Origin of the sequence: Clostridium muellerianum, assembly GCF_012926525.1 — a bacterium.
Classification (GTDB): Bacteria; Bacillota; Clostridia; order Clostridiales; family Clostridiaceae; genus Clostridium_AM; species Clostridium_AM muellerianum.
Map to the genome: position 1 here is coordinate 202,918 of NZ_JABBNI010000047.1, position 16,204 is coordinate 219,121.

A 16,204-nucleotide genomic window follows, 5' to 3' on the forward strand; every position below is an offset into this window, starting at 1 on the left:
AATTTGATAGTAATTTTTTCTTTGAGATGTCTTATGTATTATGTTGTAATTAAAGAGTTAAATAATAATCGATATGTAAAAAGTGCTATTACTAATTTTAAATTAAAGGTAAAATATATAAAGATATATTTGCATTAGAAAAGAGATGATTTTATGGATGATAAAAAAATAAAAGTATCTATTCGAAATTTAGTAGAGTTTGTTTTAAGAGGTGGGGATTTAGATTCAAAATTTGTAGGAAGCAGTAGAGCATTAGAGGGAACAAGAGCACATCAAAAGCTTCAGAAAAAGTATATAGAAGAGAATAACATAATTAGGGAATATAAAGCGGAAGTAAGTTTAAAATACGATATAGAGTATAAAGAGTTTAGTTTTATTATAGAAGGACGTGCGGACGGGGTAATAATAGAAAAAGAAAAAATAATTATAGATGAAATAAAAACTGTAAATAAGCCGCTGGAATTAATAGATGAAGATTATAATATACTTCACATGGCCCAAGCTAAATGTTATGCATATATTTATGCTGTTCAAAATAACTTAAAGAATATATTTGTGCAGTTAACTTATTACAATATAAGTTCTGATGAAAGTAAGTATTTTATAAAAGAGTTTAGTGACCAGGAATTAAAATTATTCTTTTTAGATTTATTAGATAAATATTTTTGGTGGGCAAATTTTATAGAAGAATGGACTGTTAAAAGAAATGCTTCTATAAATAATATGAAATTTCCATTTGACGATTATAGACCGGGTCAAAGAGAAATGGCTGTAGCAGTATATAATACCATAAAAGAAGGAAGTAAAATATTTATTCAAGCACCTACAGGGGTAGGGAAGACTGTGTCTACTCTGTTCCCGGCAGTTAAGGCCATGGGACAAGGACTTACCTCTAAAATTTTTTATCTTACAGCTAAAACTATAACTGCTAATGTGGCAGAACAGTGCGTAATGAATATGAATGATAAAGGATTAAAAATAAGGAGTTTAGTTATTACTGCAAAGGAAAAAATATGTTTTAAGGATAAACCTTCATGTAATCCAGAGGATTGTGAGTTTGCTAAAGGTCATTATGATAGATTAAATAATGCATTAACTGAAATTTTAAATAAAGAAACTTTGATGACAAGAGAAACAATAATAAAATATGCAGAGGAAAATAGATTATGTCCTTTTGAATTTTCTTTAGAAATAGCATTATGGTCAGATTGCATTATTTGTGATTATAACTATGCTTTTAATCCTCAGGTGTATTTAAAAAACTTTTTTGAAAATGGAAGAGAAGATTATATATTTTTGATTGACGAAGCGCATAATTTGGCAGATAGAGGAAGAGAAATGTTTTCTGCAGAACTTTACAAAAAACCATTTTTGAATTTAAAAAGAATAATGATAAAAAAAGAACCTAAAATAGCTAAAGCTCTAAATAGTATAAATTCATATATGATTAAACTTAGAAAAATTTGTGAGGAGCAAGATGGTGATATTTATACTCAAAAACAGGAAATAAAAGAAATTTATCATTTGTTAAAAAAGTTTACAAAGGAATCAGAAGAGTGGCTTGCTAAAAATAATAAAATAGAAGGTTATGATGAACTTTTAGAATTATATTTTAATGTTTTGTCTTATACAAGAATAAGTGATTTTTACGATGATAAATTTATAACCTATGTAGAAAAACAAAATGATGATGTTAAAATAAAAATTTTTTGCTTAGATCCTTCTTATCTTTTAGGTGAAGCGGTAAAAAGGGGTAAAGCTGCTGTGTTTTTTTCTGCTACGTTATCACCAATAAATTATTTTAAAGAAATATTAGGAGGAAATGAAGAAGATTATACAATGAGAATACCATCTCCTTTTCCTAAAGAAAACATGAAGCTAATTATTGCAAATAGAGTATCTACAAAGTATAAGAATAGAGAAAAAAGTTATAATTTGCTAGCAGAATATATAAATGCTCTTGTACGTGGTAGAAAAGGTAATTATTTAATATTTTTTCCTTCCTACACGTACATGAGAAATGTTTATGATATATTTTCAGAAAGTTATCCGCATATTAATACTGTAATTCAGGAAAGTTCTATGTCAGAGGAATCTAAAAAAAGCTTTTTAGATAGATTTAAAGTGAATTCTGAAACTATGGCAGTATTTGCTGTTTTAGGAGGTATGTTTTCAGAAGGTATAGATTTAAAAGGTGATAAGCTTATAGGTGTAGGAATTGTAGGCGTTGGTTTGCCAAAGCTATGTTTTGAAAGGGATATAATAAAAAATTATTTTAATAATATAAATAATAAAGGTTACGAATATTCTTATATGTATCCAGGTATGAATAAAGTATTGCAGGCAGTTGGAAGGGTAATAAGAACAGAGGATGATAAGGGGGGAGTTATGTTAATAGACGAAAGGTTTTCAAGTAGAAATTATAGAGAACTTTTTCCAAAGCACTGGAATGCAAATATTACTGTAAAAAATGTTATGGAAGTACAAAATATTATAAATGATTTTTGGAAAAATAAATAATATGATTTAAATATTATTATGAGAGGTATGTAATATGAAAAACTTAGAAGAAGCATTTAAAGAATTTGATAAACATCTGCTTGAAGATGAAAAACCATCTGAATATTTTAGTTCTATAGTTGAAACTGAATTATTTAAAAATGTATATCCACTAACTTTGCTTAGTGATCTAATACAAACGCCTCAATCGCCGCTGCATCATTCGGAAGGAAGTGTATGGAATCATACTATGCTTGTCATAGATGAGGCTTCTAAGAGAAAGGATAAGAGCGAAGATACAAGGGTGTTTATGTGGGCAGCATTGCTGCATGATTTAGGAAAAGCGCCTACTACGAAAAGGAGAAAAGGAAAAATAACATCTTATGATCATGATATAGTTGGAGAAAAGCTTTCTATAGATTTTTTACAGGAGTTTGGATGCAGTGAGGATTTTATAAAAAAAGTTTCTTATCTAGTAAGATGGCATATGCAGACTCTTTTTGTAGTTAAAAATATGCCTTTTGCAAATATAAAGGATATGGTAGCTGAGGGGAATTTTAAAGAGGTAGCTCTACTTTCGTTATGTGACAGATTGGGAAGAGGCGGTATGACTGCACAAAAGATTAAAGAAGAAAAGAATAATGTAAGAAATTTCTCTGAAAAGTGTAGGGATTTTGTTAAAAAGTTTTCTGTATACTAATTTAAAAATTTAAGGTAGACAGAGTTCCTTATATTATATAGAATTTTTCTAAACTAACTTAGGTGGCAACTGTTGGATAAAGGTATACTGAGAGGTTACTTTTTAGAAAATATAATATGTCTAAAGTTTTTTTATAGTTACAACCAGTTTAAATTATTAATTTTTATTTTTAGAATAATACATTATCCTAAATCATATGGTAAAATAAGTATAATATTGAATTAATAGTAAAATATTATATTAAGTGATTTAGGGGATGATATTAATGGAAAGGTTAAAGTCACTTATATTTGAAATTATCATTTTGATAACAATTTTATTTTTAGTTTTAGTAGCAGGGCTTATAGATATAAGAAATAGCCAATCCAATGTGAATTCTGAACAAATACAGGAAATGAATGTTTCTATTGAAAAAGATAAAAAAAATATTGAAAATATGAGTGATAGTTTAAAGAAAAAAGATGAAGAACTTGAACAAATTAAAAAAAGTATGACAAAATTAAAATCCGATAATGCAGAGGAATGGAATAATAATATTATTGTTTATAATAAAAAATTGGCAGAGTATAGGAGCATCTTAGCAGAATATAATGCCAGTTTGGATAAGTATAATAAGAAATGTAAACAGGTTAAAGTAATGGGAGAGAAAAATGAAAGTTTGGTAAAGTGGGTTAAATCTATAGTAGGAATTTAAAATAGTAGGAATTAAAAAAAGATATTAAATGTCTTTTGGAATAAATATATATTTTGTATAATTAAATAAAAGTAATGAAAATGAAAAAGGTAACGAAAATCATTATGAGAGTAGGAAAATTGAGCTGTTAAAATAACTGGAGGTATATCATGAAAAATGAATATAAAAAGTTCCCTTTAGTATTTTTAATATTTGGCATTTTTTTAATTGTACTTATTTCTGGAGTGTCTATAAGAAAGTATATAAAAACAAAAGAAGCTGTCAGTAATGATAAGATTTCTGCACAAAAAAGTGGCGATTCTGTAAAGGAAGATAATAAGCTTTTTTTTAACAAACCAGAAAGTACTGCAAGTAAAACTTCTATTAAAGTATATAAAAAGAGAAGAGTATTAGAGCTATATTCTAATGATAAAATAATAGGAAGATTTAAAATTGGACTTGGAAGAGCTCCGGAAGGATATAAGGAAAAAGAGGGGGATAACAAAACTCCAGAAGGAAGTTATTATCTATGCTACAGAAATGGAAATACAAAATATACTTATTTTATTGGTGTAAGTTATCCTAATGTAGAAGATGCTAAAAGAGGACTGAAGGAAGGACTTATTGATGAAGCTACTTATAAAAGAATTGAGAGAGCTATAGAAAATAGAAAACAACCACCATGGAATACACCTCTAGGTGGAGAAGTAGGATTGCATGGTGGTGGAAATAAGTATGATTGGACTTATGGATGTATTGCACTAACTAATGAGGAGATTAATATATTAAAACAGTATGCGCCCAATGGAACAAATATAGAAATTTATAAATAATGAATGATAAGAGTAATGAATGGTAATTAGATTGCCATTCATTATTTGTTTTTTAAATTAATAAGTATTTGTATAAAATGTTTCTTGCAGATAATGAAAATAAATGAAAAATGTGATATTATTATTATAGTTTAAGAATTATAGTTAATTATGTAATTTATAGTAAAAAAATAAGGCATTTATGCGAAAGGAGTAAAGTTATGAATAAAAATTTTGTAACTAAAGGTAAATCTATAAAGTTTAAAATTCTTACTATACCATTAACTATTATATTTTTAGTGATAGTTTTGATATCTGGGTTATCTATAGTCGAGGTAAAATCAAAATTGATGGAACAAATGAAAACAGATGGAACAAATATAGCAAAACAAATATCTGGTGAAATGGGTAAAAATAGTGTCAGTATGGATCTTTTAAATGATTCAATAGAAACTAGGATAAAAACTCTTGGAGTTTTTATAGGAGCAAATTCAGACAAAATCAATAATGATTATTTAATTCAATTGTCCAAGCAGTTCGAAGTGGATGAAATAAATATTATAGATCCTAGTGGTAAAATAATATATTCTAATTTGTCATCTAGTGTAGGTTCTGTATTTGATAGCAAACATGTATCTTATGCTGTACTTACAGGAGAAAAACCGGTATTAATGGAAAACCTAAGAAAGAGTAGAGAGAATAATAATTATTACAAATACGGATATGTTAGAAAACCTGATGGAGGAATGGTCCAAGTAGGAATTCTTGCTAATACAGTTCAAAAATTAAGTACAAATCTGGAAGCTCAAACTTTAATGAAGCAATTAGTATCTGAGAATAAAGGTATAGTTTATTCTCAATTTATAGATAAAAATTTAAAAGTAACAGCTCACAGCGAGAAAGACAAAATAGGAAAAATTGTTGATGATGATGGAAGTAAAGCGGCAGCGGTAAATGGGAAAATTCATACATCTACATATAAATACAAAGGAAAAGCTGAAGTATATGATATAGTTGTTCCTGTTTATAAAAATGGTACCCATATAGGAGCTGTAGATGTGGCACTTTCTACAGAAAATGTACATAAAACTATTAATGGTATAATGGCAATGACAATAATTGTTTCAATAATTGCTTTTGGTATATTATCTATTATTATGCTTGCAGTTGCAAGGAAAATAATTAAGTCTCTTAATAATTTAGTAGAAGTATCTGAAAAAGTTGCAAATGGAGAATTTAATAGTGAAATTGAAATTTTAAGTAGTGATGAAATTGGAGTTTTAGGTAAAAGTTTTAAGTCTATGTCAGATAGTCTGAAAACAACTATAGGAAACTTAAAAGATGAGGCTTCTAGAGTAAGTAGTATGTCACTTAATTTAAACAATAATGCTGATGAAATGTCAAGTTCAGCTAATGAAGTAACCAATGCAGTGCAGGATGTTGCAGAAGGAGCAACACGACAGGCAAATGATTTGATGGATGTGGTTCAGAATTTATCTACATTGTCTGAAGAACTTCAAAATATATATACCAAAATTGACTCTGTTAAAGAAAGTTCAAATGAAACAGAAGAAAAAGCAATGATAGGAAAATCTCAGATAGAAATTCTTTTAAAGTCTATTGAAAATGTAAAAGAGTCTTTTGATATAGTATCTGAGAAAATTAATAATTTAAATTCAAGTGTATCTCAAGTGGGAAATATAACTGATGTGATTAATGAAATATCAGAACAAACTAACCTACTGGCATTAAATGCTGCAATTGAAGCAGCTAGGGCTGGTGAAGCAGGAAAAGGGTTTGCTGTAGTAGCAGAGGAAGTGAGAAGCCTTGCAGAACAATCCCAGGAGTCAACAGGAGAAATACAAAAGTTAATTCAATCTATAAGCAGTGAGACTTCAAATGTAATTAATACATCGGATCAGGTTAAAAATCTTTTAGGAAAGCAAGAGGATACAGTAAATACTGCTGTGTCATCTTTCAAAGACATGCTTAATGCATCAGCTAAAATATCGCCACTGGTACAAGATACTTATAATTCTATTGAGAAAACAATGAAGTCTAAAGAAACTATTATGGATAAAGTAGAATCAGTTACTGCTGTTTCTGAGGAAACTTCAGCATCTTCAGAAGAGATTTCAGCATCTTCAGAAGAGTTGTTAGCGAATATAGAAAGCGTTTCAAAGTTTGTATCAGAATTAAATGAAGTAGCGCAAAAGCTTAATTTTGAAACCAACAAGTTTAAAATTTAATAGAATAAATAAAACAGCTGATTGTATTAAAACATAATCAGCTGTTTTAAATAGTTCTTAATTCAATTGCAGGCATTTTAAATATTCTTGGGATTTTTAAGTCAGTTTTTTGTAATAAAACATTTTGATATCCATAAACAGTATTAAAATTTTGATCTAAATATAAAAGAAGAGAAAATATTATACATCTAAGGGGAAAGGTTTTAAACAATTGTATTAAGAACTATACATAAAGGCTGTTAATAGTTATTATAGCATAATAAAATATAAAATCAATAATTATTTAAGAATTTTTAGAAAATTTCAATAAAAGAAAAAAATTTACACTAATAAATCAATTATAACTTTGAAGTGTACATATATATAAAATAAACTATGCAAGATATGTTTGCGAATTGTATCTTGCATAGTTTATTTTATAGTGAATTCTTTAATTCGTCAAAGCAGTGTTTGCAAATTATTTTACCTTTATAATTTATAACATCTTTAGCATCTCCGCAAAACATGCATGCAGGATTATATTTTTTTAATATAATGTGATTTCCTTCCACATATATTCCTAAAGGATCCTTGATAGCTATATCGAGAGTTCTCCTTAATTCAATAGGTAAAACTATTCTTCCAAGTTCATCAACTTTTCTTACAATGCCAGTAGACTTCATTTTTTTCCCTCCTAGAACAAAATTCGACTTTTATTATTTAAATAATAACATCGATGTTATTATTAGTCAATATGAAATTACATTTTTTTTGACATATATAAAAAAATAAAATAATTTTGGGAAAAAATTTCATGAATGTTAATTAATCTGAAAAAAATGTAGAAAAATAATGTGTAATTTATAAGGGATATATTACATAAAGATAAAAATAGAAAAAGCTTTAAAAACCAAGAAATAAAAGTTTGTTTAAGGTTTATAGCTAAAAATATAAATTGTTTAAATATCAATAAATATGCTATACTAATACTGTGCTTATAGTAGACAATATGCTGTAAGTACAAAATAAAGTATAACATTATTATTGTGCAGAATGAAAAAATGTAAAAGGAGAAGGAACATGATTTTCTACGATGAGGACAATTTGGAAATAATAGAAAAAGATCTTAGATATCTTCAGTTACTTGCTAAACAATATTCTACTATTTCAAGTGCGAGTACAGAAATTATAAATCTGCAAGCTATTTTGAACTTACCAAAGGGAACAGAACATTTTATAAGTGATATACATGGTGAATATGAATCCTTTACTCATATGCTTAAGAATGCTTCAGGAGTTATTAAAAGGAAAATAGATGATGTTTTCGGAAACTCATTAAGAGAAAAAGAAAAAGCTGCGTTAGCTACACTTATTTATTATCCAGAGCAGAAGATGGAAATAATAAAGCAGAGAGAAATTAACGTGGGGGATTGGTATAGAATAACCTTGTATCAACTTATTGAATTATGTAAAAATATATGTTCTAAATACACAAGGTCAAAAGTGAGAAAAGCTTTACCACAGGATTTTGCATATATAATAGAAGAATTACTTCATGAACAAGAAAATGGAGTAGACAAACATGCATATTATAATGGGATTATAAAAACCATAATAGACATAGATAGAGCAGGAGAATTTATCATAGCAATATCTAAAGTTATACAAAACTTAGTAGTAGACAGACTTCATATAATAGGAGATATTTATGATAGAGGCCCTGGTGCAGATATTATTTTAGAAGCTTTAATGAAACATCATTCTGTAGATATTCAGTGGGGAAACCATGACATACTATGGATGGGTGCAGCAGCAGGATGTGAAGCTTGTATTTCAAATGTTCTTAGAATATCTTTAAGATATGCTAATTTAAGAACTGTTGAAGACGGATATGGAATTAATTTATTGCCGCTTGCTACTTTTGCTATGGAGTTTTATGAAAAAGATGAATGCAAAGGTTTTAAACCTAGAACTTTAGATAAAGATATAAGCAATAATGAATTAAATCTTTTAGCAAAAATGCATAAGGCTATTTCCATAATTCAATTTAAGGTAGAAGGCGCTATTATTAAAAAACATCCAGAATTTCAAATGGAAGACAGACTGGTTTTAGATAAGATAAATATTGAAACGGGTGAAATAGAACTGTATGGGAAAACTTATAAATTAAATGATACTACATTTTCAACTATAGATTGGAAAGATCCATATAAGCTAACAGAAGCAGAAAAGGATGTGCTAAATAAATTAACACGTTCTTTTGTAAATAGTGAAAAACTTCAAAGACATATTAAATTTTTATACAGCAAAGGAAGTATGTATTTAGCATATAATTCTAATCTTTTATATCATGGTTGTATTCCTTTAAATGAAGATGGAAGTTTTAAAGAAGTTAAAATAGGTAATATAAAATATAGTGGAAAAGCTTTATTGGACAGGTTTGAGCGTGTAGCAAGAGATTCGTTTTTCTTTAAAAATGATATGGAACTTAAAAATTATGGAATGGATATGATGTGGTATTTATGGTGTGGTACTGATTCACCGGTTTTTGGAAAAAAGAGAATGACCACTTTTGAGAGATATTTTATTGATGATAAAGATACGCATTATGAAGAAAAAAATTATTATTATAAGTATAGGGATAACGAAAAAATATGTAAAAATATTTTGAATGAGTTTAATTTGGATTGTGAAAATTCTCATATTGTTAATGGACATATTCCGGTGAAGACAAAAGAGGGAGAAAGTCCTATAAAAGCTAATGGGAGGTTGCTTGTAATAGATGGAGGCTTTTGTAAAGCATATCAGCCGCAAACAGGAATAGCGGGCTATACGCTGATTTACAATTCCTATGGATTACTTTTAACATCACATGAACCTTTTGCAGCTATAAAAGATGCGTTGAAAAATGATACGGATATTTTGTCGTCCACAATAATTTTAGAGCATGTAGTGAAGAGAAAATTAGTATCGGATACAGATAAAGGATTAGAACTTAAGAGTCAGGTAAAAGATTTAGAAAAACTTCTTATAGCATACAGGAAAGGGTTAATTAAAGAGGGATATGAATCTAAATGGTAGAAAGTTCATATTATTTAAGGACTGTTCAAAGCAATTTTTTAGATTGCTTTGAACAGTCCTATATTTTTGAACAAGTTTTTGTAACTTATACTACATTAAGGCTGAAAAAATTCTGCAAAATGCCTCAAAGGCTTTTGTATAAGGGGAAAGGTTATTAAAATAATCTAAAGTAACTCTTTTGCTTCTCTTTAAATCTTCAAAGAATAAACTTTCTAATTCTTCTGTGGTTTCTTCGTCATAAATTACAGCGTTAATTTCATAATTTAATTCATAGCTCCTAATATCCATATTAGCAGTGCCAATTGTGCATATTTTACCATCAATAGATGTAGTTTTGGCGTGTACAAAATTGTGAGAGTCATAAAAGTATAATCTAACTCCGTTTTTTACCAATTCCTGCAAATAGGTTCTAGAAGCATAGTGAACTAAAATGTGATCATATTTGCCAGGAAAAAGTACATGAACGTGAATTCCGCTTAAAGAAGCAATTTTTAAAGCGTTTAAGATACTTTCACTTGGTATAAAATAAGGAGTGGTAATGTAAACATGATCTTTGGCCATTCCTATCATTTTAATTACTGCCTGCTCAATAGCTGGAAATTCAGAATCAGGTCCGCTTTTTATAAGCTGCATTAACTTTTTATTATTGATTTCTGTAGATGGAAAAAATTCTTCAAAGTTATCATCGTAGTAAAAAAGTTCTTTGTTAGCTGCTTTTATAGTTGCAAAATCATCTAGAAATACTGCTTGAAGCCCTAAAACAAAATCACCATTAATCATTAGGTGAGTATCTCTCCAATATCCATATTTGCTTTTTCCTATATATTCATCGCCTATATTTATTCCTCCTACGAAACCAATCTTACCATCAATTACTACAATTTTTCTGTGATTTCTATAGTTTATTTGTGTGTTAATATGACGTAGAATAGGAGCTAGAAAATAAGAGTATTGAACTACATCTACACCAGCATCTTTAAGATCTTGTATATATTTCCTCTTTATTCCTATACAACCTACTCTGTCTAGGATAAATCGTACTTTAACACCTTCTAAAGCTTTCTCTATAAGGATATCTTTTATTTCATTTCCTATAGTATCACTTTTTACTATATAGTATTCTAAATGAATATGGCTTTTAGCTTTTAGTAATTCTTCTTTTAGCGCTTTGAATTTTTCGCTACCATCTTTAAAAATTTTTATTTTATTGTTTGTAAAAAGTGGAGATTCACTATTTTTAGAAAGAAGTTCTATTAAAGATGAATAGCTGGTATCCTTTATATCTTTTGAAGCTTCATAAATTAGTTCTTCTATATTTATATTTGTTTCGTTGTGCAGTTTATGCTTTTTCCAATTTCTCCCCAAAAATACGTATAGAATTAATCCGCAAGGAGGAAGTGCAATAAAAATTAAAAGCCATGCAATGGTTTTTTCAGGATTTTTTCTTTCGAGAACTATAAGTATTATAGAAACTATAGCATTAATAATAAATAGTTGATATAAAGCTGATTTCAAAGATACCACCTCCTGATTAATAGAATTAATAGCATACAAGATTATGGAATTTATATAATTATAACATATTTTGCCTTATCAATTATAAATATGGACTTTATAAAATAAGTTAAAGAATTCGCTGCGAATAGGTGGAATATTTTCTGTTTATAGAATATACTTAATATAATATTTAATATAACAGTTTGGAAGGGGCGATACAAATGGACTTAGGAAAAATAGCATATTATTCCACAGTGCCTATATTTTTTGTATTATTTGTATTTTTATTAATAGTATTTATTAAGATGTTGAAAAATAGAAAATAGCACAGCGTAGATATTAAGTGCTGTGTTTAAATATTTTTATTATGATGCCCTCTTTAAAAATATAAATTTACAATTTATATAAAGATATTCTAAAAATTAAAACATTATTCCTTCATAATTTTGAAAATTCTATAAATAGCAAAGTGGTATCATGGTGAATGTTAATTAAATACTAAAATTTATTGACTTAATTTTTAGTGTGAAGTTGCACTATTGGAGAATTAAAAACATATATTTTATTATGGAGTTTATAGTAAAGGTATATACCTTAAAATAGAAAAATTCATAATTTTTCAAAGTGTAATACAACTAAAGCTGTGATATAATCAAAATATAGATACCTACATGAGTACTAGAAAATATTTAAAATCATTTTTAATTATTAGGAGGGGGAAACGAAACTTGCTTAAATGTGAAATCTGCGGTAAACAAGCGGATAAGCATCATATAGTTTATAGAAGTCAGGGAGGAATAGACTTTCCGCTAAATTTTAAGTATCTTTGTCATGAACATCATAGAGGAAAAGATGGACCGCATAAAAATAGAAAACTAGATATACAGTATAAACTGGAACTGCAGGATAGTTTGGAAGCATTATTATATAAAGATTTTTATTTCCTGGATGAATTGGTTGAGTTACTTCACATAAATAAAGGTATGCTAAAAAGAATTTTTAAGGAATATAGGTTGTATAAAGAAGGATATAAAAAGTCTGATATAATATATAGGTTTATGGGCAAAAAGGTATATACCCATTATATGATGGAGGAATACTGTGACTTTATAGCAAACTTATAGGATATTAATAAAAGTTAATTTACAAATGAAAAAATGGCAAGTGATATTTAAATTGAATCGCTTGTCATTTTATATAATTTGTAGTATATTTGATTTAAAAAAATAAAGTTATTAATTAATAAAAGACATTAATTAATAAAAGATATTATTAGATAACAAATGTTGCTATAACTTGTTTAAAAAATATTAAATAAATCAATAAGAAATTGATTGGGGTAGATTTTATTTCCGGGCTATTAGAAAAGTTAATCTTATTTAAACATTGGAACTTTACAGATGATAGTTACTGCATAATCTTTATATTATCCTAAAAATATGAGAAATAAGGGGGCTTAAAAATGAAAGAGGATATATTGATGCTTTTAAATTTAAAAGAGATTAGTGATATCATAAAAGGATTGAAAATTGCAGAAAATTATATTAGCTCCAGCAATTTAAAAATTGATGAGGATTTACAAAAAAATATTATTGATATGTTAAAGAAGTTAGAATATGTGGAACATGAATATTCTAATAAATCAGATTAATCAGTATTTAAATTTTATCTTTTGATTTATAAAAAAGTATATATATTATCATACAATAAAAGTTTCAGTATACATTTTTATTATATATTAGGGAATATTAATTAATGAAAAATGTATGTAAGGAGGCTTTAAAGTATGGATGAATTTAAACTAGAAGACATAAAAGATATTCATGTAGGCGATATTCCAGCGGCTAAAAAAGGAATAATAGATAGTCTTAATGGAAAGGATCTTTTAAAGGAAGAAGTGCCAGTAGAGCATATGTCATCATATAAACAAGGACATCAGATAGGAACTGAAATTGAAAACTTGTTAAAGGGTGATCAAAGGGATTATTAAAATTTTACTTTTAATAATGTAGAGAATTAAAAAAGAGGCTATTAAAAAAACTTCATATGAAAAATTAAATACCTAGAAATAAAGGATCTAATACTAAGTTTAAAGTTAGTATTAGATTCTATTTTTATTCTATAATTTTTTAAAAAAGTTTATATTTATTTAAAAAAAGTAAAAAGTATTTTGATAAATAAAGAAAGAAAAAATGATACAGTAACAAGCACTGTACTATTTTTTTATAAAAAATACTTTAAAATCACAAAAAAATATGTTGATACAGATGTAAAAATGATATATAATAACATTATAGAAGATATAATAAATAAAATAATTAATTGAAATAAATGTAATAAAATATCAAATTTAAGGGGATGTGTATAATGATGAAACAATGGAATGGATTTAATTTAGGACAATGGACAGAAGAAATCGACGTAAGAGAATTTATACAAAAGAATTATACAGCATATGAAGGAGACAAAAGCTTTTTAGAAGCCCCAACAGAAAAAACAAATAAGATTTGGAAAGAAGCAGAAGAGTTAATTATAGAAGAAATTAAAAAAGGAATTATAGATGTTGAAACTAATGAAATTTCAGGTATAAATAATTTTAAACCTGGTTATTTGGACAAGGAAAATGAAGTTATAGTAGGATTTCAGACAGATGCACCACTAAAGAGAATAATGAATCCTTTTGGTGGAATGAGAATGGTAGAACAGTCCTTAGAAGAATACGGCTTTAAAATGAATGAAAATATAGAAAATTATTTTAGTAAGTATAGAAAAACTCACAATCAAGGAGTATTTGATGCTTATACAGAAGCTACAAGAAAAGCAAGAACAGTTGGACTTTTAACAGGACTTCCAGATGCTTATGGTAGAGGAAGAATAATAGGCGATTACAGAAGAATAGCTCTTTATGGAATAGACTTTTTAACAGCACAGAAGAAAAAAGATCTAAATGAGCTAGTAGGACCAACTACAGATGAACTTATAAGACTTAGAGAAGAAGTATCAATGCAAATTAGAGCTTTAGGCGAAATAAAAGCTATGGCAGCATCTTATGGCATAGATATATCAAAGCCAGCATGTAATGCTACAGAAGCAGCTCAATTCTTATACTTTGGATATTTAGCAGGAGTAAAAGAAAATAATGGAGCAGCAATGTCTATAGGAAGAAATACTACATTCCTAGATATATATATAGAAAGAGATTTGAAAAATGGAACTCTAACAGAAGCAGGAGCTCAAGAAATAATAGATCAGCTTGTTATAAAATTGAGAATGGTAAGACATTTAAGAACCCCAGAGTATAATGATTTATTTGCAGGAGATCCTAACTGGGTAACAGAATCCATAGGTGGAGTTGGAGTAAACGGAAAATCATTAGTTACAAAGACAGCATACAGATTTTTACACACATTGACTAATTTAGGACCAGCTCCAGAACCAAATATGACAGTTTTATGGTCAGAAAAGTTACCACAAAACTTTAAAAATTATTGTGCTGAAATGTCTATAAAAACAGATTCGTTGCAGTATGAAAATGATGATATAATGAGACCAATATATGGAGATGACTATGGTATAGCTTGCTGTGTATCTGCTATGGAAATAGGAAAGAGAATGCAGTTCTTTGGAGCAAGAGCAAATCTTGCTAAATCATTACTTTACGCTATAAATGGTGGATATGATGAAAAGAAAAAAGCTAAGGATGGAAGCTTAATTAAAGTTGTACCAGGTATAGAAAAAATGGAAGACGAAGTTCTTAACTTTAATAAGGTAGTTAAAAGCTATAATAAAGTTATGGAATATGTAGCTGAACTGTACGTAGATACAATGAATACAATTCATTACATGCATGACAAATATGCATATGAAGCAGGACAGATGGCTCTTCATGATACAGCAGTTAAAAGATTTATGGCTTTTGGAATAGCAGGTTTATCAGTAGCTGCAGATTCATTAAGTGCTATAAGATATGCAAAGGTTAAACCAATAAGAAATGAAGATGGAATAGCTGTGGACTTTGAAATAGAAGGTAACTTCCCTAAGTATGGAAATGATGATGATAGAGTTGATGATTTAGCAGTGCAGTTAGTTAAGAAATTTTCAAATGAACTTAAGAGACATAAAACTTATAGGGATGCAGAACATTCTCTATCAGTATTAACTATAACATCAAATGTAGTTTATGGTAAGAAAACAGGATCAACTCCAGATGGAAGAAAGGTTGGAGAGCCACTAGCACCAGGAGCAAATCCAATGCATGGAAGAGATGAAAATGGCGCATTAGCTTCATTAAATTCAGTGGCAAAAATACCATATAGAACTTATTGTCAGGATGGAGTATCAAATACATTCTCTATAATACCAGATGCACTTGGAAAAGATGGGGAAAGTAGAATAGTAAATCTTGCAAATATGATGGATGGTTATTTTTCACAAGGAGCTTTCCACTTAAACGTAAATGTTCTAAATAGAGAAACATTAATGGATGCTATGGAAAATCCAGAGAAATATCCAACATTAACAATAAGAGTATCAGGTTATGCTGTTCACTTTAATAGATTAACTAAAGAGCAGCAATTAGAAGTTATAAATAGAACTTTCCATGAAAAAATGTAATTTAAGTTGCCAGATAAGATGGTTTAAGAAAAGTTTTTCTTAAAATATCTAAAATATAATAATATCCTTATAATAAAATAGGGGGCTGTTGTAATAGTAA

The 16,204-nt window shown here is 27.9% G+C and carries 12 protein-coding genes; 10 read left to right on the forward strand and 2 right to left on the reverse strand.

What is annotated here, in order from left to right:
- The first annotated feature begins 153 nt into the window (after positions 1 to 153).
- The 5 genes from HBE96_RS19000 (at position 154) to HBE96_RS19020 (ending at position 6,933) form a co-directional block, all read left to right on the forward strand.
- Entirely contained in the window at positions 154 to 2,520 is a 2,367-nt protein-coding gene (locus tag HBE96_RS19000) for an ATP-dependent DNA helicase (protein WP_169299284.1), read from the forward strand.
- Positions 2,521 to 2,554: 34 nt separating this feature from the next.
- Positions 2,555 to 3,199, forward strand: a complete 645-nt coding sequence (locus HBE96_RS19005) for an HDIG domain-containing metalloprotein (protein ID WP_169299285.1) — start codon at positions 2,555 to 2,557, stop codon at positions 3,197 to 3,199.
- Positions 3,200 to 3,464: 265 nt separating this feature from the next.
- Entirely contained in the window at positions 3,465 to 3,893 is a 429-nt protein-coding gene (locus tag HBE96_RS19010; protein WP_169299286.1) for a hypothetical protein, read from the forward strand.
- A 149-nt stretch (positions 3,894 to 4,042) separates the two neighbouring features.
- The gene (locus tag HBE96_RS19015) at positions 4,043 to 4,705 is read left to right on the forward strand and encodes a L,D-transpeptidase family protein (protein ID WP_169299287.1); all 663 of its coding nucleotides are present in this window, start codon (positions 4,043 to 4,045) and stop codon (positions 4,703 to 4,705) included.
- Between the two features lie 200 nt (positions 4,706 to 4,905).
- Positions 4,906 to 6,933 (forward strand): methyl-accepting chemotaxis protein, encoded by a 2,028-nt coding sequence (locus HBE96_RS19020; RefSeq protein ID WP_169299288.1) that lies wholly within the window; start codon positions 4,906 to 4,908, stop codon positions 6,931 to 6,933.
- A gap of 416 nt (positions 6,934 to 7,349) precedes the next feature.
- On the opposite strand, the gene HBE96_RS19025 is transcribed toward HBE96_RS19020, so the two are convergent.
- On the reverse strand, positions 7,350 to 7,595 hold the full coding sequence (locus HBE96_RS19025; RefSeq protein WP_169299289.1) for an AbrB/MazE/SpoVT family DNA-binding domain-containing protein: 246 nt from the start codon (positions 7,593 to 7,595) through the stop codon (positions 7,350 to 7,352).
- Between the two features lie 397 nt (positions 7,596 to 7,992).
- On the opposite strand from HBE96_RS19025, the gene HBE96_RS19030 reads away from it, so the two are divergent.
- On the forward strand, positions 7,993 to 9,993 hold the full coding sequence (locus HBE96_RS19030; RefSeq protein ID WP_169299290.1) for a fructose-1,6-bisphosphatase: 2,001 nt from the start codon (positions 7,993 to 7,995) through the stop codon (positions 9,991 to 9,993).
- Positions 9,994 to 10,083: 90 nt separating this feature from the next.
- Here HBE96_RS19030 and cls read toward each other — a convergent pair whose 3' ends face one another.
- Entirely contained in the window at positions 10,084 to 11,508 is a 1,425-nt protein-coding gene (gene cls, locus HBE96_RS19035; protein ID WP_169299291.1) for a cardiolipin synthase, read from the reverse strand.
- 710 nt (positions 11,509 to 12,218) lie between these two features.
- Between cls and HBE96_RS19040 the strand changes: the two genes are divergently transcribed.
- From HBE96_RS19040 to pflB, 4 genes are all read left to right on the forward strand, one after another.
- On the forward strand, positions 12,219 to 12,614 hold the full coding sequence (locus tag HBE96_RS19040) for an HNH endonuclease (RefSeq protein WP_169299292.1): 396 nt from the start codon (positions 12,219 to 12,221) through the stop codon (positions 12,612 to 12,614).
- A 338-nt stretch (positions 12,615 to 12,952) separates the two neighbouring features.
- Positions 12,953 to 13,141 carry a hypothetical protein gene (locus tag HBE96_RS19045; RefSeq protein WP_169299293.1) on the forward strand — a complete coding sequence of 63 codons (189 nt, stop codon included), beginning with the start codon at positions 12,953 to 12,955 and terminating at the stop codon, positions 13,139 to 13,141.
- A gap of 135 nt (positions 13,142 to 13,276) precedes the next feature.
- Entirely contained in the window at positions 13,277 to 13,480 is a 204-nt protein-coding gene (locus HBE96_RS19050; protein ID WP_169299294.1) for a hypothetical protein, read from the forward strand.
- Between the two features lie 377 nt (positions 13,481 to 13,857).
- Positions 13,858 to 16,104, forward strand: coding sequence for a formate C-acetyltransferase (gene pflB, locus HBE96_RS19055; protein ID WP_169299295.1), 2,247 nt, complete (start codon positions 13,858 to 13,860; stop codon positions 16,102 to 16,104).
- The last annotated feature ends 100 nt before the right edge of the window (positions 16,105 to 16,204 follow it).

Coding starts and splice junctions, on each gene's coding strand:
- HBE96_RS19025 (WP_169299289.1), bottom strand. CDS start 7,595: ATGAAGTCTACTGGCATTGTAAGAAAAGTTGATGAACTTGGAAGAATA.
- HBE96_RS19050 (WP_169299294.1), top strand. CDS start 13,277: ATGGATGAATTTAAACTAGAAGACATAAAAGATATTCATGTAGGCGAT.
- HBE96_RS19000 (WP_169299284.1), top strand. CDS start 154: ATGGATGATAAAAAAATAAAAGTATCTATTCGAAATTTAGTAGAGTTT.
- HBE96_RS19045 (WP_169299293.1), top strand. CDS start 12,953: ATGAAAGAGGATATATTGATGCTTTTAAATTTAAAAGAGATTAGTGAT.
- HBE96_RS19015 (WP_169299287.1), top strand. CDS start 4,043: ATGAAAAATGAATATAAAAAGTTCCCTTTAGTATTTTTAATATTTGGC.
- HBE96_RS19020 (WP_169299288.1), top strand. CDS start 4,906: ATGAATAAAAATTTTGTAACTAAAGGTAAATCTATAAAGTTTAAAATT.
- HBE96_RS19010 (WP_169299286.1), top strand. CDS start 3,465: ATGGAAAGGTTAAAGTCACTTATATTTGAAATTATCATTTTGATAACA.
- HBE96_RS19030 (WP_169299290.1), top strand. CDS start 7,993: ATGATTTTCTACGATGAGGACAATTTGGAAATAATAGAAAAAGATCTT.
- pflB (WP_169299295.1), top strand. CDS start 13,858: ATGATGAAACAATGGAATGGATTTAATTTAGGACAATGGACAGAAGAA.
- HBE96_RS19005 (WP_169299285.1), top strand. CDS start 2,555: ATGAAAAACTTAGAAGAAGCATTTAAAGAATTTGATAAACATCTGCTT.